Source organism: Mucilaginibacter gynuensis (assembly GCF_039541195.1).
In the GTDB taxonomy this organism is placed as follows: domain Bacteria; phylum Bacteroidota; class Bacteroidia; order Sphingobacteriales; family Sphingobacteriaceae; genus Mucilaginibacter; species Mucilaginibacter gynuensis.
Genome location: NZ_BAABFT010000002.1, coordinates 151,959 through 173,338 on the forward strand (window position 1 = coordinate 151,959; position 21,380 = coordinate 173,338).

A 21,380-nucleotide genomic window follows, 5' to 3' on the forward strand; every position below is an offset into this window, starting at 1 on the left:
CGGGATAAATTAAGATTGCGTTGTTTTGGTAGATAATTGTTTAAAAATCTCATCAAGAGCCGTTTTGTCCAGGTTGATCTCTCTTAAGCGCCAGCCGTTATGCACACTTTCTGCTACCAGCCTTTCGGTAATTTCCCGGTCGCCGGTAAAATAAACGCGTGCCTGGCGTTCGGTAACAAAATCCACCCTGTCTACACCGGGTATTTTCAACAGCTCGGCTGCCGGAGGCGGGTTTTCCATGTGCATTAAGGCACTATGTGGTTCCACGTAATTGTTAAAAGCATCCATGGTATCAGAAAAAACGATCTTGCCATCGGCTATCATCTTGATCTCTTTGCACAGCATCTGTACTTCTGACAATACGTGTGATGAAAAAATCACCGCGTGTTCAACAGCAATTTCCTTGATCAGGGTACGCACCTCGGTAATCTGGTTGGGGTCGAGCCCGTTGGTGGGTTCATCCATTACCACCAGCTTGGGTTTGTGAATAATAGACTGCGCTATCCCTACCCGCTGGCGGTAACCGCCCGATAAGTTTTTGATTAACCGGTTACTAAAATGCGATATACCGCAGCGGTCCTTTGCTTCTTCCAGCGCGGGCTTTATAGCCATGGCATCCATTTTTCGCAGTTCGGCCGAATAAATGAGGTACTCATCTACGGTAAAATCGAGATATAGGGGCGGGTTTTGCGGCAGGAAACCAATCTGTCGTTTGGCCAGTTCGGGTTGTTCGCGTATATCAACACCATTAATCAGCACGGTACCTTCAGTTTGGTTTAATACACCGCACATGATGTTCATGGTGGTAGATTTGCCCGCGCCGTTTGAGCCAAGCAATCCTAAAATACCGGTGCGGTTTATCTCCAGGTTGATGTCGCGTATGGCCCAGCTGGTACTGTAGCGGTGCGATAGGTTTTTAATACTTAAAATTGAATTTTCCATATTGATTTTTTGAAAATGGGATACCCTGTCCGGGGTATAAATTATACCCCGAATGGTGATTTTAAAGTGTTTATGATTGGGTTTTACTGCTTAATGATAGCCCGGATTTTGAACAAGATGTGAGTTGAGTTGCAACTGCGCCTGTGGCAACGGGTATAGTGCATAATTAACCTGCCAGTTGGCCAGTACCGCCGGGGCTTGCCCGTTTGCCGGGTATTTGGTATCAGCACTGGTTCTGTTTAAATCAAACCACCTGTTACCAAATTCAAAACATAACTCCGTTCGCCTTTCCTTTCTAACAGCGGCCAGTACAGCGGTTTGTGATGTTGCGTTAACCGTGCTGCTTGCTAATCCCGCCCGGGAGCGAATGGTGTTTACATCGGTTAAAGCCTGTTCAAGATTGCCGAGTTGCGCGGCAGCTTCGGCACGGATCAGGTACATTTCGGCAAACCTTAGCAACATACACTCTGTTGCAGGGCTGGTAGGTTGTAAATCCTTGTATTTAGCGGGATAATACACGTTCTGTCCGTTTACAACATTAACACCCAGCCAGTTTGTGAGGCGCATATCCCCTGCTTCAAACTGGTTTAGCAAGGAATCTGTCACTATGTAGTTAGGTATTGCATCAGTGGAGTAAGGAAAAAATTGGTTTGCATCGCCTGATCCTCCGTATAGATTTTGTATGGGCACCTGCCAAATCCCCTCAGCACTTCCCACCAAAAACACATCGCTTATAGGAGTGGTGGTGAGATCATACAAACCTGAATTTATTACCGAATCGGCTTCATTATAAGCGGCCTGCCATTGGCTCCGGTACAAATTAACTTTTGCCTGCAATGCTATCGCAGTATAAAGATTAGGACGCGCATGGCCCGACGAAGGATAAGTAACCGGCAAAGCTTTGACGGCATCATGCAGATCTGTTAAAATTTGGGTGTATACAGCTGCTGTCGACGCTCTGGGCAACTGTGCATTTACCTTATAGTCGGTTGTGGTAACCAGGGGCACCCCGCCAAATATATTAACCATATTAAAATAGCATAAAGCTCTTACCACTTTCATTTCACCTGTAATTTGTTTTACGAATGAAGCGGATAGGTTATTATTACCCGTTACTCCTGCAAGTATGTCATTGATTTGGTATATCTCCGAGTAAGGTGCCGTCCATAATGAAGTAATCTCATCATTTACCGGTGTAATATTATAACTGTAAAATTGCGCGTTATCCCCATAACTATTGGTATAAGCTACTTCATGTCCCGAAAGCGAGGTAGATGATATGAACAGGCCATCGCTGTAAGGAATACCATGCCCACCTGGTGTATACGAATAAACACCAGCAACAGCCGAAATAGTTGTGGCGCTATCTGCAAATACCTGGTCGCGGGTAATTTGCGTTGGCGGATTAAGTGGTATTTCAATTAATTTTTTGCAGGATACAAGGGTACTTAGGGCAATTAATAAACCACCTGACAGTATTTTATTTTTATTAGAAAATATCTTTTTCATGATGATCATTTATTAAAATTTGAGATTTAAACCAAACGCTACAATACGCTGTAAAGGGAAACTGGTGAAATTACCGGGCTGTTCAGGATCACCAAATTTGTAGTTAGTAATGGTGAACAAGTTTTGCGCGTTGATGAAAATACTGGCATTCTTAACCTTTACCTGTTCAAGCCAGGCATCGGGCAATTTATAGGAAAGCGCCGCGGTTTTAACCCTTAGGTAAGTATCAGTGGTATAGCCGCCGGATGATTGCGAAAACTTATAAGCGCTGTTAAGATATTGCGAATTGTAACTGCTTGACAGCCTTTGCAAGGTAGCCTGGGTATCGCCAGGCTCTGTCCAATACTTGCCAAGCACATAAGTAGGCAGGTTGCTCGCCATACCCGGTGGGTTGCCATAAAGCGCCGCGATGGCATTAGGTTGCAGGCTGCTTGAAAACTGGCAGAAAACATACAGGCTAAAATGTTTATAGGTAAAATTATTACCAAAGCCACCCATAAATTTGGTTTCCCTGTTACCGATGATCACCATATCGCCGCCTTGAGCTACCGGCCTGTAATCGGGCGAAGAAGATGCTGTTCCATCGGCTTTGTAAAATTCAAATAAGCCGGTGGTTGGATTCACTCCCTTATAGCGGTAACCAAATACTACGGTAGTAGGCTGGCCTATTACGTATTGGTTGGTATAAGACGACGACTCCAGGTTAGGGAAGGCAATCAGTTTATTACGGTTGAAAGTGATATTAAAATTGCTTGTCCAGATGAAATTTTTACCTTTTATATTGGTGGATGAAAATGTAAACTCCCATCCTTTATTTTGAACCAGCGCCGGCTGATTTTCATACACTGTAGCAAAACCGGCTTGCGCGGCCAATGGATATTCAACCAGTTGATTGCCTTCACGATCGCGGTAGTAAGTAGCATTTACAGAGAAGCGATTTTCGAAAAAGCCAAGATCAAGAGCTATGTTTAACGCTTTTTTAGTAGCCCATCTGAAATCGGGGTTATATAAGTTAACAGGTATGTTTTGTTTGATGCCCTGGAAAGGCGTTGTATTGCCGTATGGAAACGCGCTGTATAGTGCCTGAAATTTATAACCCACAGATGCATCGCTTCCGGTTGTTCCGTAACTACCGGAGAGCTTACCGTAACTAATGAACGGAAGGGCTTCTTTAAACGGGGTTTCTTCCGAAAATATCCAACCTGCTCCTACCGATCCAAACGTACCGAACTGGTTGCCAGGGCCAAAATTGCTGGAACCATCCCTCCTGCCACTAAATTCTATGATGTACTTTTGATCGTGAATGTATTTCAAACGCCCAAACAAGGCCACATATTTGGTGAGGCCCGACACATCAAAAGGCGTTTGCGAACTGGCGCCGTTAATTGAATTAAGAAAAGCATCGTTGGAGTAACCGTAGGCCTGGGTTTGAAAAGCATAAGTGGTGGTTTTTTGATAAGTACCACCCAGTAGGGCAATAAGCTCGCCTTTGCCAATTGTTTTATTGTAATTTATTTGTGGTTCAATATTAATATTTTGAGCGGAGTTATTGGCAAATGCCGCGCTGATATTGATATAAGTTGGATTTTGCGCGGTTGATGGGTTGATAGAATGTTCGTTACCTGTATTACGATTGTAACCCACGGTAGTGCCAATTTTTAACCCCTTTAAAATTTCGTAATTAAGGTTTAAAGAGCTATTGAAATTGAAACTTTGAAGATCAGATTTTTGTAACAAACCGGCATAAAAGTTAGTATAGAAAGGCACACCCTTATAATTCCATACCAGTTTTCCGTTCCCATCTGTTAAATCGGGTGTATTAGGCGCTAACAACACGCTGTTTCCATATCCGGCAGCAGAATTATTTTGCTCATAGGTATAATCAGTAACCAGTGTAACGTTTAGTTTTCTATTTGCCGAGCTTGTAGTTAAAGCACTGTGTAAGGTATATCGCTTATCGCCAAAGTTACCCGGGTAATTATAATTTGACCGTGTATAACCACCGGAAACCATAAACGTGGTACCGGCACTTCCGCCTGATACGCTGGCATGTATGTCGGTGTTATGCGTACTATTTCCCTGGATGATCTTTTGCCAGTTGGTGTATTTATTTTGATCATAAATGGTAAGATCGGGTGCGAATCCACCGGAATAATCATTTGGATCGTTATTAGGCGTTATAGAATCCTGGGCAAAAGCATCTCTCCTGAGTTGAAGATATTGCTGCGTATTTAATAAGCGTATCGGCCTGGCAACGGCGTTAACCTGGGAGTTTACATTCAGGTCGACAATTGTTTTACCTGCTTTTCCTTTTTTGGTGGTTATCAAAATAACACCATGAGCGCCCTTTGTACCATATATAGCGGTCGCGTCCGCATCCTTAAGTATGGTAATGCTTTCTATATCTCCGGGATTGATATTGTTGAAAGCGCCTATACCGGTAGCCTGATCGAGCCCACCGCTAAAAGATTGCCCGTTTGCCAGATTGGACAACTGACTGATGTTAAGATTTTGCGGAGAAAAAGGCACGCCATCTACAATAAAATAAGGCTGATCATAAGGTTTAAAGGAAAGCCTGTCGGTAGCTAATGAATTTTGACCGCGCATCTGAACCAAAGTAGTTGAGCCGGGTACACCATTCATGGCAGTAACAGAAAGCCCCGGTACCTGCCCCTGTAATGCCAGTAAAGGATTGGTTACCGGTTGTTTTCCTATAGCATCGGCATTCACAGTAAATACAGAACCAACACTAAACCGCTTTGACTCTGTACCATAGGCAATAACCTGTATTTGATCGAGCGCGGAAGGCAATGTTTCCATAACCAGATTGAGGAAGATATTTTCACCCTCAACATTCACAAGCATTTCAAGCTTGTTATAACCCAGATAGGTAGCGGTTAAAAGGTAGCTATTGGGCGGCACACCCACAAAATTAAACTCCCCGTTTTCGTCAGTAATAGCGCTGTAAATCATGCCGCTTGTGCTAAAACGCACATTGGCACCAATCAATGGCCGCCCAAGGCTATCTATAACTTTACCCCTGATATCAGCATCAAGGTTAAGTAGTTTGGCTGTTTTATGCTGGAGGGTTGCCAAAATGGAAGGCTCTTTTTTTGTTACGCTTACTGATTTGTTGTCTATTTTATAATCGAGCGGTTGACCATTGAAAATTACTTTAAGCGCATCGCCAACCTCCATATTTTTCACATTGATAGTTACCAGTTTAGCAGCTTCAATAGTTGCAGTGGTGTATGCGAAATCGTAGCCGGTTTGCTTGCGAACCTGCTCAAATATGTTAGATAGTGACGCGTTTCGTTCGGACAAGGTAACCTTTTGCGCAAGCGAGCTCGCGCTTACCTGCATAAAGGCCAGGAATAGCATCAGGGAGGTTAATTTCATGAACAAAATGATTTTTTTTGCATAGCCAGGCGGCAACACAAAGTGTTCTGAGTAAATTTTGTACATTTGCTAAGTCAGGGTTGTGCGTTTCGCCTTTGAGTTTTCGAAGACAGGGGGCTAACGCGATTCTTAAATAGTTAATTAATTGTTTGAGCAATCTTTTCCGAAGTCATCCGGTTACCGCCAGATGACTTTTTTTATGCTCTTTTTTTGTAGAGATTATTTTACAACCGTAACCCTCCTCCCTTCAATTTTAAAGTGCACGCCTTTTGTGTTTTCTAATATTTGTAATATGGAGCTGATGTTTTTACCACGGCTGATTTGCGCGGTAAAATTTTCGGTGGTTACATTGCCTTCGTACTTAACCTCGATGTTATACCATCGTGAAAGTTCTTTCATAACGGTTTCGATATTATCGTTCTCGAAATAAAAGTCATTGTTTTTCCAGGCTACGTACCTATTGGTATTAACGGTTTTAAGGTGAAGGCCGTCGGTTTGCTGACCAGGGTTCAGCAGTATATTATTCACCTTTACCTTACCTTCAACAAGGGTGGTTCTTGTTTCTTTTTCATCGGTATAGGCATTTACATTGAATATGGTACCGATATCTTCAATGGTTTGCTTTTGTGTTTGTACTTTAAAAGGATGCCGGGCATCATGCGTTACTTCAAATAAAGCTTCACCGGTAATTTTCACAATTCTTTCAGTACCTGAAAATGCAGTAGGAAAAGTTATTGATGATTGGGCATTTAACCAAACCTTAGTACCATCCGGTAAAATCAATGGAAAGGGTGATTGTTCGCCAATTGCTGTAGACAAGGTATTGTAGGCTGCTGCTGCTTTATTACTTATGCCATTTGCGTAAGTAATTCCGTTGTTGATTTGTATGGTGGTATTTCCTTGTGCCAGCTGTTTATGCAATCCTTTTGTTAATAATATTTTTTGCCCGTTTGCTAAAGTTAACGTTGCCTGGCTATGGCCGGGAGCCACATCATTTTTATAATTAGATTGGCCGAATTGCTGCTTTTGCATTAAATAATAACCGCCAAAGGATATACACAGAATAATTGAAGCAGCTACGGTAAACTTTGTCCATAATGGCCTGGTGGAATTTCCGGTAACATGTGTGGTAATTTTATCGTTGATCCTGCGCTCAATTAAGTTCTTAACCGTCTCGGCATCTCCTTGTTCAGCATCCCATTCGTTTACTGATTGAAATTTACTGAACCAGGCGTTATACAGACGGATGTCCTGATGACTGGCACTGCCGTCTCTTACACGTTCAACAATTGCTAAGAAATCTTCTTTTGTCATTTCCTTTTTTTGCGGATCTTAAACCGCTTTCAACTGTAAGGCGAAAAAAGAGCAGCTACCCCCCAAAAGAATTTTAGAAATATTTTAAAAAAAATCGAAAAGGTTGAGGATGGACGTGTTTTATAGAAAAAAAAGCCATGCAGAAAAACTCCCAAGAGCTAATCTGAGTTTTTTTAATGCAATAGTAATTTGATTTTCAACTGTTTTTTCAGATATGCCTAATTTTTGAGCAATTTCCCGGTTGGAAAGCTGCTCATTTCTGCTTAATTCGAAAATCATCCGTGCGCGCGGGGGTAATTTCGCGCTCATTTCTGCAATTACTAACTTCAGTTCTTTAATTTCCAGTGGATCTTCATCAAAGGATAAATTTGCAATATCTAATTCATCCAAATTAACGAAGCAAGCTTCCCGTACTTTGTTGGCGCGTAGTACATCGGTAACTTTATATTTAACGGCAGCCTTTAAATACGATGGTAACGAATTGACTTTCAGTCCTTTTCTATGATCCCACAACCATACAAAAACCTCCTGGGTAACCTCCATGCACGCTTCCTGATCACGAAGAACGTTCCATGCCGATTGATACATCGATCGCCAATAACGGTTATAAAGTTCACTGAATGCACCGCGATCATCCTCCCCCAGGCGGGCAAGTAATTCCAGATCAGAAGGCGGGGTATAAACTGACATGCTGGCGTAATTTACAAAAAATTGATATTAAATTAAAATTGATAATCGCCAGTATTATAATTATTCTATTATGGCATTAACTGTGTTTAATTGAATATCGGGCCAACTCTGCGTTCAAAAAGAAATTAGGGACATTATTGACCTCGTGGCATAACTCCGCTTCCACATTGCACAAACCGGCACAGGTCAGGTGTTGGGAAGATCAAATTATTGCCCTTTCGAACGAGGAGAAACTACGCTTTTGAGCGATAGCGAAAAATCTTCTTCGTCAAGCAAATCGTAAACATGCATGGTGAAGAAGATCTCTCGCTAAGTTCGGGATGACAAGTGATTTTTTCAACACCTGTCATGTTTATACTCCAATAAGGTAATTGATTATTAATTAGGCAAAGGCTTTACCATAATATCTTTATAATACACCACGCTGCCCGGGTCATGGCCCTGTAATGCGAAAGTGCCGCTTGATATTGCCCGGCCACCTGCATTTTCTTTACCTACATTTTCGGGTTCAGTATACTCCACAACTGTTTTTCCGTTAATTTTGATGGTTACATTCTTACCCTGAACCATGATGTACTCTTCGTACCATTCATTGTCTTTCACATAGGTTTCCTTTACATCTTTAACGCCGTATAAACTTCCGGTTCGTCGCCAGTCGCTGTGCGAATTATTCACTTGTACCTCATATCCTTTTTCAGGAAAGCCTTCCTGCTGAAAAGCCGTGTGAAAATAAATTCCGGAATTGGCGTTCGGTTTGGTCATCACCTGTGCTTTAAATTCAAAGTTTTTGAAATTGGCGTCGTTTACCGAACCTGCATAAAATAAATGTGAGATGGGGCCGGCAACTTTTATTGCACCGTTTTCTACGCTAAATGTTTGCGGGTTTTGGTTCTTTTTCCAGCCATTCAGTGTTTTCCCATCAAATAGGCTTATCCAGCCATCCGAGTGTTGCTTCTTTATACTGGAGCAGGATAGTAACATTAGCGCAATGGCAACAGGTGCAATTAGTCTTTTCATTTGATTGATATTTTTATGCAGTGAAAATAACGTTATTCATGTACAATTCCATACAGATGTTTTTATAGATGTTCAACAGCATTCGCTTTGCCGTTGTTAAACCCATTTTAGCTATCACCCACCCGTGCCTGCACAGGGGTTGAACCATTATGTTTCTTAAAAAAAGTAGTAAAATAGGCGGGTTCATCAAAACCAAGGCCGCCTGCTATCTGCGATATACTCCAGTCGGTATGTTTAAGCAGCGCGTTGGCCTCTTTCAATACACGTTCGGTAATATGGCTGGTTGTCGTTCGGCCGGTAACTTCTTTAACCGCGCGATTAAGGTGATTGGTATGTACCGCCAAAGCCTGGGCATAATGGTGCGCTGCCGTCAATTTTAAGGATTGTTCGGGCGAATCGATAGGAAACTGTCTTTCCAGCAGATCCAGGAACAAGGCTGTTATCCGCTCGGAAGCACTATTGATTTTATTATCAGCGCTTACCGGCGATTTCTTAAGCGCCTCATGCATCAGGATATGCAGGTAGTTGCGCAGCAGATCGTACTTACCCAAGTAATCGGAATTCATTTCTTCCATCATCTTTTTCATTAATGCCGAAACAAATGTCAGCTGCATTTCACTTAAAAAAACAATATGACTGCTACCTGTCTTAAAAAGGACATAATCCTGTAACGGGCTCTGGTGTTCCTGCTGTTCAATAAATGCCTGGGTAAAGAGGCAAAAACAACCTTCCTGCGGCCCGCCTCCGGATTCCCAGGCAGACGTAACAGAGGGGCTGGAAAAAACCAAAGCCGGGCGATCAATAATAACCTCGTTATCCGCGTAGATCATTTTACCTTTGCCAATCACCAAAGCGATCTTGTAAAAATCGCGCCTGCTGAACGGGGTCCGGGTTTTGCATGGTTTCCGCAGAAAAACATTGAAATGCCCCTGCCCGGTATTGTCCTCCGAAAAGATAGCCTGGTTGGGCACCGGGTGTCGCTTATAAAACTCCTCTAATGTTTCCAGATGCTGCATTAAGCAAAGTTAAGGTATTTGATTATTATAACACAAATTACATTTATCTGATTATTCGTAAGTTTCATGTTTGATTTTTATAAATTTCCGCTTGAATAGTATAAGTGACCGATAGCTGTACGAACCTACATTTGCGTTATGGAAACCGGCTTTCGAAAATGGATCATTGTGGTCACCATTATTACTTCAACGATCATCGAACTGATCGATACCACCATTGTTAACGTATCAATCAATACCATGAGCGGCAACCTCGGCGCATCACTGGAAGATACCGCCTGGGTTATTACCTCTTATGCCATCGCCAATGTGATCATCATCCCGATGACCAGTTTTTTGGCGGATAAAATAGGGCGAAAGCAATACTATATTGGCTCTATCTTATTGTTTACGCTGGCATCTGCCTTCTGCGGTTTTTCGCATAATCTCTGGGAACTGGTGGCCTTTCGTTTTTTACAGGGCATCGGCGGCGGTGCTTTATTATCCACTTCCCAATCTATCTTGTTTGAAACCTTCCCCCCAAAAGAACGCGCTACCGCGAGCGGCATCTTCAGCCTGGGTATTATTATTGGCCCGTCAATAGGGCCGGTAATGGGTGGTTACATTGTTGATAATTTATCCTGGCAATGGATCTTTTACGTTAACATCCCTATCGGGCTGTTGGCTGCACTCTTATCATACATCTACCTCAAGCCAACAAAAAGATCAGACGATGGCAGATCTATCGACTGGCTGGGAATATTTCTTTTGGCAGTAGGTGTTGGCACCTTGCAGATTGTACTGGAGCGCGGGCAAACGGATGATTGGTTCGCGGCCAATTATATCGTTGTATTGACCATTGTTTCTGTATTGGCATTAAGCCTTTTGGTTTGGTGGCAATTAAAAGCGCCCCACCCTGTGATCAATCTGCGGGTACTAAAAAGCGCCACATTGTCTATTTCCGCTATCATGACCTTTGTGCTGGGTTTTGGCTTATTTAGTGCGGTATTCGTATTTCCGTTGTATGCTCAGCGCATTATCGGCTACTCGGCCTTTCAAACAGGTACAATGCTTTTGCCGGGCACGCTCATGGCAGCTATGATCTCCCCTTTTTTGGGCAAGATGCTGCAAAGCGGTGTACGCCCGCAATATTTGATCATTTTGGGTTTTGGCATGTCGGCAATATTCGGCTATATGATGTCTAAATCAAACCTGCAAACCGGGGGCGCTTACTTTTTTATTCCTTTAATATTTCGCGGATTGGGTGCTGCCTTGCTGATCGTTCCGCTTACCGCGCTGGCCGTGTCTGAGCTTAAACCTGCCGAGATTCCGCAGGGAGCCGCGCTCAATAATATGATGCGGCAAATGGGCGGCTCTTTCGGTATCGCTTTAATCAATACCTACATCGCGCATCGCGAAGCGGCAAACCGCACAGCACTCATAGCACATGTAACAGCAAGTGATCCTTTAACTATTCAGCGTCAGCAATCGTTTATCAGTAATTTGATGGCACATGGGGCAACCTATTTGCGCGCCTTACAGCAATCCCTTGGGGCATTGGAGAATATCGTTGTGCGTCAAACTTTTTTGCTTAGTTATATGGACGCGTTTTTCTTGCTGGCTATCCTAAACGCCTGTTGCATTCCGCTGGTTATACTCACCATTAAGAAAAGGGCGACCGTAAAAGCCGGGAAGGTGGAAATACCGGATGCACACTAATCAGGCAGACTGAGCGATTCACCGGGCATTCATCACTAATTTTGAAAAGTTTACATTTCGCTGCTTGAATGTTATCGTTTTCTGCCTGAACTTGCACACATGGAAATCGGTATAGATAGTTTTGCATCTGCCCTGTATGGTTCAAATGCGCTTACGCCCGTGGCGGCGATGGAACAGTTACTGGAACGCATCGCTTTGGCTGATAAAGTCGGGCTGCACGTTTTTGGTATTGGTGAACACCATAAAAAGTCGTTCCTCGATTCATCAACCGCAGTAATTTTGGCTGCAGCCGCTGCACAAACCAAAAACATCAGGCTAACCAGCGCCGTTACGGTACTCAGCGCGGCCGATCCGGTCCGGGTTTTTCAAAGCTTCGCCACACTTGATCTCATCTCCAAGGGCCGGGCCGAAATGGTAGTTGGCCGGGGTTCTTCCATAGAGGCTTATCCCCTGTTCGGTTTCGATCTGAATGATTATGACGCTTTGTTCAGGGAAAAGCTGGACCTACTGTTAAAAATCCGTGATGAGGAATTTGTTACCTGGCGCGGCAAGTTCCGTGCGGCGCTGGATAACCAACCGGTTTACCCAAGGCCGGTACAGGAGAAAATGCCCATCTGGCTGGGTGTAGGTGGCACGCCGGAATCGTTCGCGCGGGCAGGCACACTGGGTTTACCTTTAATGGTTGCCATTATTGGCGGAAACACACGCCGTTTCAAACCGCTGGTAGATTTGTACCGGGAAGCCGGTGAGCGCGCGGGTTTCACCGCGAACCAGTTAAAAGTAGGCCTCCATTCACCTGGTTTTGTAAGCGATGATAATGAAAAAGCCGTTGCTGAATATTACCCTGGCTATGCCGAACTTTGGACCAGGCTGGGACGCGAGCGTGGCTGGCCAGCTGTAACCCGGCCGCAATTCGACCAGCTCGTAGGCCCCGAGGGAGTGCTGGTTGTGGGCGGGCCAGAGCGCGTGGCAGAAAAGCTACTGCACCATAGCGAAGCATTAGGCGGTGTAGACCGGTTCACCTTCCAGATGGACAATGCCGGGCTCACGCATGAGCAGTTGATGCGTTCAATTCAACTCATTGGCGAAAAAGTTATCCAGCTGGTAAATTCTGCTAAAAAGTAACTTACCAAAGAATACAGGAGGCCTCCTGTATTCTTTGGTAAAATATGTCGCACGCGCTTTCGTAAACTTTTTACATGCGAACTATCATTGACAGACAGCACGACTTGCAATTAGGTAAAACAGGGGCGCTTTTACTCAACACTCTTTATTCAGATTTTTGAACAAATGAATCGAGGTTCATTGGGGTGGGCAATTCTACAGAAGATGAAGCATCAGCTAAAGTGATGTGGGTAATGAACGCGTCTTTAGGCGTGCGAACCTTTTTCATATTTACCAGCCAATCATTTTCCGTTTCGCGATAACCTAAGGGTAATATGACGGTACTTTTGTAGCCCGATCCTGTTAAGTTCAAGAGCTCGTCCAGTTTTTCAGGCAAAAAGCCTTCTATTGGTGTCGCATCTATTTTTTGTTCGGCCGCGGCGGCAATAGCCATGGCAAAAGAAATATAACTTTGTTTTGCAGCATGGTGGGCCTGCCAGGCCTCTCCGGAGCGTTCATAAAGATCGAGGATAACCTGCTTGTAACCGTCCATCGTTTGGTGTGGCAAACCTCGTTCATCCATAATATAATTAAATACACTCGATATCCGTTCGTCCGAATAACCGTCCCATGCGGCAAAAACAAGCAAATGGGAACAATCCGTAATTTGACTTTGATCATAAGAAACAAGTTTTATTTTCTCCAGCAATGCCCTATCTGAGATTACTAAGATCTTATACTGTTGCAGCCCCGAAGATGACGGCGCCAGGCGAGCGGCTTCTAAAATATAATCCAATTTTTCTTCCGGGATTGTTTGTCCGTTCATTTTTTTGGTGGCGTATCGCCACTGTAAATCATCTAATAAACTCATGTCTAAATATTTTTTTTGACAAATTTAGACCACACGAGTATTAAAAAGTAACTTTGTGACAAAAAGTAATGGTGACAACTGAGTCACCAAAGTGACAATTAAGTAACCAGGTAACCATGGAGAACATACCTAAAGGCCTTCCTCCTTTTGAGGATTGCGCTAAAAAGATCAGGGCTATCGACGATACGATGGAATTATTAAGCGGCAAATGGAAACTGTCCATACTTGCCAGACTTTCTTACAAGCCTATGCGATATTCTGAAATATTAAAAGATATTGAAGCGCTATCCGGCAAGGTGCTCAGCCGTGAGTTGAAAGACCTGGAAACAAATGGGTTGATCATACGAACTGTTACTGCAACAAAACCTCCGGCTGTCACCTACAGTGTCTCAGAATACGGTATGTCATTAAGGGACTTATCGGATAGTATTGCTGAATGGGGTTTGCAACATCGTGACCGTTTTAGATGTTCATTAAAGGCAGATCAGTTACAAGATGATTAATCTTAATTAAAAGATGCCCTGAATTGCAGTGGTGAAAATCCGGTTTTTGTTTTAAACAACTTGCTGAACGACTGCGGATGCTCGAAGCCCAGTTCATAAGCAATCTCGCTCACCGATAGCTCCGAGGTTGTTAGCTTCTCTTTGGCTTTTTCTAACAGCTTTTCATGAATATGTTGCTGTGCCGTTTGCCCGGTAAGCACTTTTAAAACACTGCTCAGGTATTTGGGGGATGCGTTTAATGCATCAGCGATATCCTGAACAGAAGGCAGGCCTTTGCGGGTTACTTCGCCGCTGTTAAAATAGTCTGTTAGTTTTTCTTCCAGATTATCCAATAGCAGATGATTAGCCTTTTTGCGTGTAAGGAACTGTCGGTTATAAAAACGCTCCGAGTAATTCAGCAATGTTTCTATCTGCGATATAATGATGTTCTGGCTGTACTTATCGATGTTAGCGTGATACTCCTGTGTTATATTTTCAATGATACCTTTCAACGTATCTTCTTCCTTTTTGGAAACGAACAAGGCCTCATGGGTGGTATAGCCAAAATACTCATACTGTTTAATGCTTTTGGCAAGCGACGTATTCCAAAAGAAATCCGGATGGATCATCAACATCCAGCCCGACCGCTCTCCTTTTACTTCCGCATCCCTTTCAATACTAAAAACCTGCCCCGGCGCAATGAAGAACATGATCCCTTCGTCAAAATCATATTCCTGCTGCCCGTATTTAATTTTGCCTCCAATGTTTCTTTTAAGTGATATGGAGTAAAAATCATACACCCAACTGTTACCCTGATGATCTTGAGTTAACCTCACATCCGCAAAATTTACCACACTGATCAGCGGATGCTCCGGCGGTGGCAGGTCACGTGTACGGTGAAATTCACTGATTGTTTTGATTCTTTGTATGGTCGCCATTATAGATATATAATCGTTACGGGTAAAATTGGTGAATAAAAAGGATTGAAAGCAAATCCTTTTTATTCACCAATAAACAGTGTGAGGTTTTTATTGTTCCTGCTGGTAAGCTGCGGCAAAATCACGCGCAAAATCGGCAAGTTTCACTTTACCTAATACCGGCTTGTGCTGGTAATAATCCTCATATAGGAGGCCACTGCCCTGGCTGGCCTGCATTTCTACAAAACCTTTGGCAATCTGCGGGTTGAAGCCAATCTTCAGGTAAATATTTAATTGCTCTTCGTCAGAAATTGCTTCCCATTTCAAACCGGGCCGACCTATCGCATCACCTAATGCAGCTGCAACCTCATTCGGTGAAACCTCGTCACTCGCTATGTAGCGTACTGTGCGTCCTGCAAATGGCGTATTCATTTCTTCAGCGATCACGGCAGCAATATCCAAAGGCGATACCCATGGTTCTTTCCGGTCGCCACCGTTATTATTGGAAATGATCTTCCCTTTTGTTTTTATGGTATGCACAAAGGCGAATAAATTGGTATAAAAACCGACCGGTCGCATAAATTTGATAGACACGTTTTCCGGTAATTGTTTTAGGATGCTTTCTACATTATGATGGAAGATCAAAAAACCATTCCCTTTATCCGTATGTGCGCCAATACTGCTCAGGTGAACCACTTGCTTAACACCCGAGCGTTCTATGGCCGATCTGTAATTGTTACCAATCTCGCTGATGCCGCCAATGAAATCGACAGTGGGATCCATCATGTCGCCACCAACTGCATCCAGCGTTTCCATCAGGTATACGATTTCAGCACCGGTAAAGGTATCCGCCAAAAAATCGGCATCAAATATAGAACCTACTGCTGGTTTTGCACCTAATGCTACAATATCTTTTTGTCTTTCTGTTTTACTGGTAATTACAGTAACGTCGTGTCCCTGTTTTACTAATTCCGCTGTCAGCGGCTTTCCTACATTGCTTATTGAGCCTGTGAGTACGATCTTCATAATTCTGATTATTTGTTGATACAAAATTGGCTACAAAGACACTGTTTAAAATAACTGAAAGGCCGATTGTTGTAGCCATAATTCATTATAGCCCCTTCGGCTGTCATCGGTGAGGGGCGCTCTGTATATGGCACAGGCTATGATACACCTTAATGTCAGATAATTTTTAGATGCAGCCTCAATTAAGCACTAAGATGCTGTGGGATTTTAAAGTATATAAATTGGCTTAATCTGCAATTTCATTTCTTCTGTACATTGCCGGTGTTTTATTCGTTTTCGCTTTAAATACCCGGTTAAAAGCGGCTTCAGACAAATATCCAACGCTGTGAGCTATCTCACTTATATTTCGTTTATCAGTACGCAACAGGTCTTTGGCCTTCCTTATTCTCCAATCGGTCAGGTAATTTAACGGGGTTTCCCCTACAAGTTTTTTAAAGCGATTGAAAAAAACCGACCTCGACATACCCACTTCCGAAGCAAGAGATTGTAAGGTCCAGTCAATTTCCGGTGAATCCTGCATCAATTTTAGTGACTTACTGATCTGACGGTCATTTAAAGCAGATATAAAGCCGTTTTTCAGTTTATCCTGTTCCAGGTAAGCTCTTATAATGTTAACGAAGGCTATTTCTGCCAAACATTTCAGCATAAGTTTAGTTCCCGGTTTTTCCTCATTTAATTCTGAAAATATCGAGCGTAACAGCTGACCTAACAATAACTGATTTTCAGTTTCATATTGTTTAATGTGGATGATTCGCGGCAGGTCTTTTAAAAAAGGATGTGGCTGATCATCAAAAGTAAAATGACCACCGATGAGGGTTGTTGTATCACCTTTGTCTGAAAAAACAGGAATGCCATCATGACGCGCTTTCACATATTTTTGAGCCGGAATTCGCAAGCTTGATGGGCTGTCTGCAATCCAATGCCCACCTCCGTGCGAGATATAAACCAAGTCACCTTCCTGCATTTCAATAAGAGTATTATCCGGCAGGCCAACTATACATTTCCCTTTAATTAATCGCCAGAATTGCGAATTATTATCCTCCGTAATATCAACACCCCATGCCCCGGAAACAACGAACTTATCATAGACCATACTGCGAAGGCGGGTAGTTTCTAATATAGTACTTAAAGCATCCATCTGAATAATTTGATACGAATGAGCAAATATCTAACATTTTTAATCACCAAACGTATCCACCATCAATTTAACTTTGTCACATTAAATAATATCTCAAGAATATTTACTTAGAAATCAGAAAATTATGACAACTCAGGAATTAGCAAATCAATACGTAGAAATGATCAGAGCCGGCCGCTCGCCGGAAATTTACGATCAACTGTACAGCACTGAAATTATTTGTAAAGAACCGGAACATGCGGCAGCCATGGGCATTGCCACATTAACTACCGGCATTGTGGCGGTGAGAGCAAAATCAAAAGCGCGAATGGAAACTATAGCTGAATCGCACGGGGCTTATTGTACCGAGCCGATTATAAGCGGAGATTATTTCAGCGTTGCCATGGGGCGTGAAGTAACATTCAAGAATGGTGACCGCCGCAAGTTTGATGAAATAGCCGTTTTTGGTGTAAAGAACGATAAGATAGTTTCAGAGACTTTTTTTTACTAAATATTATTCTCTGATAAAAGGAATTAATTAATTCAACCTGGCTCAGGAGGCTTTGTACACAAATTCGTAAATCTCGGTGCTACTTTGTACGAAGGCAGCATTGAAGTCCTCGCTTAAAAGACTTTCGCCCCTACCACCAAAGGCAGCCAATAGTGGCTGCCTTTGGTAGGATTGTCAATGAAATGAATAAATCGCAAGTTTAACAGCATAACCGGTAACCTCGTTTCGTTTACAATTTGCTATTGGCAATTGATCAATTAACCATTTTTTCGTTATTCTCAATATTCAAATCTAAAAATCTCATCCTCGGGTCTACCGTAACCCTTACAGGCTTTTGTCTGCATTTTAAAACTATCGGGTGTTCTATATTACTAATACTAACCATTTGCTTTTTCCCATCTTCAAATGCTATTTCAAGTTCTACAGGTTCCCTGAAGGGAATGCTTACTTTATTGCCACGACCATCTTCTTTATATTTTTTGGTAGTTACATCAATACTTAGTAAGTAACCGCTGTTTTTGAAGCTACCGATGGTGGCTTTTTTTATTTGCAGGTCATAAGTAACTATCTGCTTGAACAATTCTTCAATCTTAGCTTGCTGTGCTTTGTTACTGACCAAGTTAAGCTCGTTAATAAGATTCAAAGATGTTGGCGGCTGATGCGGATAAGCATATTTACCCAGGAAGTTTTTAAGCGCCTGGTTTATTTTATTCTCGCCTAAAAGGAGATACAACTGGTACATGACAACCATACCTTTATCATAACACAAATACGGCTTTTTAGGATCGGCCTTATACAAAGGTTCTTCGCTGCCAAAACCACGTTCGCCAAGGTAAATATCTTTGTGTACTTGCACACGGGATAAAAGGTTGCCGGCCCCATATTTCTTTTTATATAACATCAGCTCGGTATACATGGCCAGTGTTTCGGTAAGCAGCTTGCTGCCCTGTTGATATTCCGGATCGATCAGCGCGTTGCCCCACCAGGTGTGCGATAGCTCGTGGCTAACCTGCTCATTTAAGATATCGCGATGCGCATCATGCTCCATTTTGTTTTGAAAGCCGAAATCTTCGTTGATAAAAAAAGCGGTGGGATAGGCTGTAGCCGCAAATCCCTTGGTAAATGAGGATATTTCGGCGAAACGGATGGTATGGTAACGATATTTGCCAAAGCTCTGTTCGCAATAGTCTAGCGCTTGTTTGGCATCGTTCATCAGGCGGTCAATATTTTGCTGGTGACCGGGTTGATAGTAAGCTTCAATAGCAATACCCCGATGGTCGATCCGCCGTACGTCATACTGTGCCGAAGCCACCGCAAAACGGAACGGGACAAGCTTTTGTGTTTTATATTGATAATAGCTACGGTCCGCTGTTTGCCAGGTTCTTTTTAGTTCACCAATGCTAATAGCGATTTGCATTTTTGAGGTCGAGATGGTAGTATTCAAATCAATGTATCCATAGTTATAGGGCTTATCGGTACCTGCATCCAGGGGCTTAACCATATCAGATACCGGTAATTTACGGTGATGCCGTTCGGTGGGATCGTCTATCTCATTATCGCCTATATAGCCAAACCTTGGGTAATAATTACTAATGCGCAGGAACGATCCGTTCTTTAATATAGCGTTGAATTGCGTAAAGCCGTTAAAAGCAGATGCGCGGTAGCTGAAACTGAATGTCATTGTTGTAGAATCGCCTGGTTTGAGCGGTCGCTTCAACACATACCAGGAATGCCCATAAACGGCATCGTTCGATATACGGCTGGCATGTGGGATAGTTACGGCCTGCCATTGCAGGTCTTTATCGGTATATAATAATATACTATCAATATCCTTACTGCTTTTATTACCCAGCGTGTAGGTGCCATTTACGTTGTAGCTGTTGTTTTCGGGGTAAAGGTTGATGTTGGTAGTAACTGCGAGGATGGTCGGCTGTGGCAGGCCGTTACATTTTTTGTACTTTTCCTCGTAAGCCTGCTTCCAGTTGTTGTGTTCATCTTTGCGTTTAATCACTGTTTGATCAGCAATTATATAACCCGATACAAAAGCGCCTGAAAAGCAAATAGTTAGGAGTACAAGCGAGGTGAATTTTAGTACATACCAATTCCCGGGCTTTTTCCAAACATTTACAGCGATCAAAAAAATCCCGGCAGCAACGAAAGACCAGTACAGCATTTTGTAATGGAACGCGTTCAGAAAAAGGTCGAACCCATTCATTTCACTGTATTCACCGTGATATACATTGGCAAAAAGCAACAATGGATTCTTCAAGCCGACCAAACCTCCGAGGGAAGTATTGGTGATCAGCAACAACAGGGCGGATATGGCCAGGCCAGTATAACGGTTTTTACAGAACACCTGTACCGAAATGACAAGCGCCGAATTTAAGACCAGCGGCAAACCGATCAGGTAAAACAGCGACAGGTAAAGTTGCCAATCAATATCAGGATAACCCAATACCAGTTGGAACAGGATGCCAATCATTATATTAGAGGCGATCAACAGCAATGGTACAGCCGATAAGGAACACCACCTCGCTACCAAAACTGCGCCTTTAGGAACGGGGCTGCTGTTTTCAAAAGCATCGAACCGGGTGCTTTGACTATACCAAAAGATCTCACTCCCGTAAAATATAATCGCCAACAGCCCTACTATGGGGAGCATTTCCAGTATATAGGTGACCATTAAAGCTGAGGTCGCGAACTTTTCGGGAAAACGTGAGCCACTCGCGATATCGCCATACAATTCCATACTTAAGAAACATCCCCAACCTAAGATGAGTAACCAGAACGGGATGCTTTTGACTACGAAGCTCAGATTTCGCCTGACATAACTGTACCATGCTTTGATCAGATATTGCATTCCCCGTACGCGGGTTGCTACGGTTTTGTATTTGATAGTAAGTGTTTGTAAATCAGTAGTGGACTGTTTTCTGCTAATGCTTTTGCCGCCTGATGGTGCAAAGTTGAATTTGTGATAAGCAAATAGTATGAACAGACCGCCAACACAGGTATAAAGTACGCGATTGAACAGAAAATTACCATGTAAAGCCAGTACCTGGTTGTTGCGCTGTTCTGCCGACCAGTATTGGGTCTGTTCAAAAAATGCTGCCATACCAAAGGGATCCAGCCGGGCCATGAGTTGCATACTTTGCGGCGATACCGGCGAGGCACCCGCCATCAGTGGCGAATTGGTATAAAGCGATATCCCCCAATACAGAAAATACACGAACAGACCGGAGATATAAATGATCATTTTGTTTTTAGAGAGCGCCCCGATACTGCAAATGATACCTGTGCAAAACAATATATTGGGGACTGCCAATAGCAGGAATGGCTGTACATAGTTCCACAATTGAAGGTGGGTATATTGATCGGCATAACTTCTGAAAAGTTGATGCCCCAACAGTAACCCTGTCATAAACAGCGCGAAGGATATTGTCGCTACCGTGAAGATGACGGTCATACGGCTGGTTAGGTAAGCTATTTTATTGATGGGGGTAGCATACAGGATAAGATCGAACCGCGAATCTTTTTCGCGCAGCAGGCTTTGTGCGGCAAGCAACGTTACTGTAAATATGCAAAGAAGCGACATGATGCCCGTGACATAAGTAATCACATAGGGCGAATTTCTAAATGTCTCGGGGAACGGGAAGTTAGCGGCAGCCGCGGTAATTAAACTAAGTGCCGCGAAAAATACGAGAACTACGTAAAAACTTATTTTACGGGCAAAATACAGCCAGTCGAATTTGAGTAAACCGGTAAACATC

At 43.1% G+C, this 21,380-nt stretch carries 16 protein-coding genes; 4 read left to right on the forward strand and 12 right to left on the reverse strand.

The genetic code is table 11. The features are described 5' to 3' along the window. Positions 1 to 9: 9 nt before the first annotated feature. The 7 genes from ABD894_RS04000 to ABD894_RS04030 form a co-directional block, all read right to left on the reverse strand. Complete coding sequence (locus tag ABD894_RS04000) at positions 10 to 942, reverse strand: ABC transporter ATP-binding protein (protein ID WP_345209701.1); 933 nt, start codon at positions 940 to 942, stop codon at positions 10 to 12. 90 nt (positions 943 to 1,032) lie between these two features. Further along, entirely contained in the window at positions 1,033 to 2,451 is a 1,419-nt protein-coding gene (locus ABD894_RS04005) for a RagB/SusD family nutrient uptake outer membrane protein (RefSeq protein WP_345209702.1), read from the reverse strand. A gap of 12 nt (positions 2,452 to 2,463) precedes the next feature. Beyond that, a complete protein-coding gene (locus tag ABD894_RS04010) occupies positions 2,464 to 5,850 on the reverse strand; it encodes a SusC/RagA family TonB-linked outer membrane protein (protein WP_345209703.1) in 3,387 nt (1,128 codons plus the stop codon). A 219-nt stretch (positions 5,851 to 6,069) separates the two neighbouring features. Beyond that, positions 6,070 to 7,164 (reverse strand): FecR family protein, encoded by a 1,095-nt coding sequence (locus ABD894_RS04015; protein ID WP_345209704.1) that lies wholly within the window; start codon positions 7,162 to 7,164, stop codon positions 6,070 to 6,072. Between the two features lie 120 nt (positions 7,165 to 7,284). Next, the gene (locus ABD894_RS04020; protein ID WP_345209705.1) at positions 7,285 to 7,854 is read right to left on the reverse strand and encodes an RNA polymerase sigma-70 factor; all 570 of its coding nucleotides are present in this window, start codon (positions 7,852 to 7,854) and stop codon (positions 7,285 to 7,287) included. 378 nt (positions 7,855 to 8,232) lie between these two features. Beyond that, complete coding sequence (locus tag ABD894_RS04025; protein WP_345209706.1) at positions 8,233 to 8,871, reverse strand: 3-keto-disaccharide hydrolase; 639 nt, start codon at positions 8,869 to 8,871, stop codon at positions 8,233 to 8,235. Positions 8,872 to 8,978: 107 nt separating this feature from the next. Further along, positions 8,979 to 9,887: a helix-turn-helix domain-containing protein gene (locus ABD894_RS04030; protein WP_345209707.1), complete on the reverse strand. Its 909-nt coding sequence runs from the start codon at positions 9,885 to 9,887 to the stop codon at positions 8,979 to 8,981. A gap of 138 nt (positions 9,888 to 10,025) precedes the next feature. Here ABD894_RS04030 and ABD894_RS04035 point away from each other — a divergent pair, with 138 nt between their 5' ends. Then, positions 10,026 to 11,585, forward strand: coding sequence for a DHA2 family efflux MFS transporter permease subunit (locus ABD894_RS04035; RefSeq protein WP_345209708.1), 1,560 nt, complete (start codon positions 10,026 to 10,028; stop codon positions 11,583 to 11,585). A 99-nt stretch (positions 11,586 to 11,684) separates the two neighbouring features. Then, entirely contained in the window at positions 11,685 to 12,710 is a 1,026-nt protein-coding gene (locus tag ABD894_RS04040; RefSeq protein WP_345209709.1) for an LLM class flavin-dependent oxidoreductase, read from the forward strand. 145 nt (positions 12,711 to 12,855) lie between these two features. On the opposite strand, the gene ABD894_RS04045 is transcribed toward ABD894_RS04040, so the two are convergent. Then, positions 12,856 to 13,560 carry a nitroreductase family protein gene (locus tag ABD894_RS04045; protein ID WP_345209710.1) on the reverse strand — a complete coding sequence of 235 codons (705 nt, stop codon included), beginning with the start codon at positions 13,558 to 13,560 and terminating at the stop codon, positions 12,856 to 12,858. Positions 13,561 to 13,676: 116 nt separating this feature from the next. Here ABD894_RS04045 and ABD894_RS04050 point away from each other — a divergent pair, with 116 nt between their 5' ends. Continuing rightward, positions 13,677 to 14,063, forward strand: a complete 387-nt coding sequence (locus ABD894_RS04050; RefSeq protein ID WP_345209711.1) for a winged helix-turn-helix transcriptional regulator — start codon at positions 13,677 to 13,679, stop codon at positions 14,061 to 14,063. Between the two features lie 2 nt (positions 14,064 to 14,065). Here ABD894_RS04050 and ABD894_RS04055 read toward each other — a convergent pair whose 3' ends face one another. The 3 genes from ABD894_RS04055 to ABD894_RS04065 all read right to left on the reverse strand — a co-directional run bounded on the left by ABD894_RS04055 (position 14,066) and on the right by ABD894_RS04065 (position 17,123). Beyond that, entirely contained in the window at positions 14,066 to 14,980 is a 915-nt protein-coding gene (locus tag ABD894_RS04055; RefSeq protein ID WP_345209712.1) for a helix-turn-helix domain-containing protein, read from the reverse strand. 90 nt (positions 14,981 to 15,070) lie between these two features. Beyond that, positions 15,071 to 15,985, reverse strand: a complete 915-nt coding sequence (locus ABD894_RS04060; protein ID WP_345209713.1) for an NAD(P)H-binding protein — start codon at positions 15,983 to 15,985, stop codon at positions 15,071 to 15,073. A 226-nt stretch (positions 15,986 to 16,211) separates the two neighbouring features. Next, on the reverse strand, positions 16,212 to 17,123 hold the full coding sequence (locus ABD894_RS04065; protein WP_345209714.1) for an AraC family transcriptional regulator: 912 nt from the start codon (positions 17,121 to 17,123) through the stop codon (positions 16,212 to 16,214). A 124-nt stretch (positions 17,124 to 17,247) separates the two neighbouring features. Here ABD894_RS04065 and ABD894_RS04070 point away from each other — a divergent pair, with 124 nt between their 5' ends. Next, positions 17,248 to 17,613 (forward strand): SnoaL-like domain-containing protein, encoded by a 366-nt coding sequence (locus ABD894_RS04070; protein WP_345209715.1) that lies wholly within the window; start codon positions 17,248 to 17,250, stop codon positions 17,611 to 17,613. Between the two features lie 253 nt (positions 17,614 to 17,866). Here the strand turns inward: ABD894_RS04070 and ABD894_RS04075 are convergent, their stop codons facing one another. Next, positions 17,867 to 21,379: an ABC transporter permease/M1 family aminopeptidase gene (locus ABD894_RS04075; protein WP_345209716.1), complete on the reverse strand. Its 3,513-nt coding sequence runs from the start codon at positions 21,377 to 21,379 to the stop codon at positions 17,867 to 17,869. Between the last annotated feature and the right edge of the window lies 1 nt (position 21,380).

Bases quoted from the DNA above. Each gene is read 5' to 3' on its own strand.
- ABD894_RS04015 (WP_345209704.1), bottom strand. From the start codon at position 7,164: ATGACAAAAGAAGATTTCTTAGCAATTGTTGAACGTGTAAGAGACGGC.
- ABD894_RS04005 (WP_345209702.1), bottom strand. From the start codon at position 2,451: ATGAAAAAGATATTTTCTAATAAAAATAAAATACTGTCAGGTGGTTTA.
- ABD894_RS04030 (WP_345209707.1), bottom strand. From the start codon at position 9,887: ATGCAGCATCTGGAAACATTAGAGGAGTTTTATAAGCGACACCCGGTG.
- ABD894_RS04075 (WP_345209716.1), bottom strand. From the start codon at position 21,379: ATGTTTACCGGTTTACTCAAATTCGACTGGCTGTATTTTGCCCGTAAA.
- ABD894_RS04010 (WP_345209703.1), bottom strand. From the start codon at position 5,850: ATGAAATTAACCTCCCTGATGCTATTCCTGGCCTTTATGCAGGTAAGC.
- ABD894_RS04020 (WP_345209705.1), bottom strand. From the start codon at position 7,854: ATGTCAGTTTATACCCCGCCTTCTGATCTGGAATTACTTGCCCGCCTG.
- ABD894_RS04025 (WP_345209706.1), bottom strand. From the start codon at position 8,871: ATGAAAAGACTAATTGCACCTGTTGCCATTGCGCTAATGTTACTATCC.
- ABD894_RS04055 (WP_345209712.1), bottom strand. From the start codon at position 14,980: ATGGCGACCATACAAAGAATCAAAACAATCAGTGAATTTCACCGTACA.
- ABD894_RS04050 (WP_345209711.1), top strand. From the start codon at position 13,677: ATGGAGAACATACCTAAAGGCCTTCCTCCTTTTGAGGATTGCGCTAAA.
- ABD894_RS04045 (WP_345209710.1), bottom strand. From the start codon at position 13,560: ATGAGTTTATTAGATGATTTACAGTGGCGATACGCCACCAAAAAAATG.
- ABD894_RS04000 (WP_345209701.1), bottom strand. From the start codon at position 942: ATGGAAAATTCAATTTTAAGTATTAAAAACCTATCGCACCGCTACAGT.
- ABD894_RS04040 (WP_345209709.1), top strand. From the start codon at position 11,685: ATGGAAATCGGTATAGATAGTTTTGCATCTGCCCTGTATGGTTCAAAT.
- ABD894_RS04035 (WP_345209708.1), top strand. From the start codon at position 10,026: ATGGAAACCGGCTTTCGAAAATGGATCATTGTGGTCACCATTATTACT.
- ABD894_RS04065 (WP_345209714.1), bottom strand. From the start codon at position 17,123: ATGGATGCTTTAAGTACTATATTAGAAACTACCCGCCTTCGCAGTATG.
- ABD894_RS04070 (WP_345209715.1), top strand. From the start codon at position 17,248: ATGACAACTCAGGAATTAGCAAATCAATACGTAGAAATGATCAGAGCC.
- ABD894_RS04060 (WP_345209713.1), bottom strand. From the start codon at position 15,985: ATGAAGATCGTACTCACAGGCTCAATAAGCAATGTAGGAAAGCCGCTG.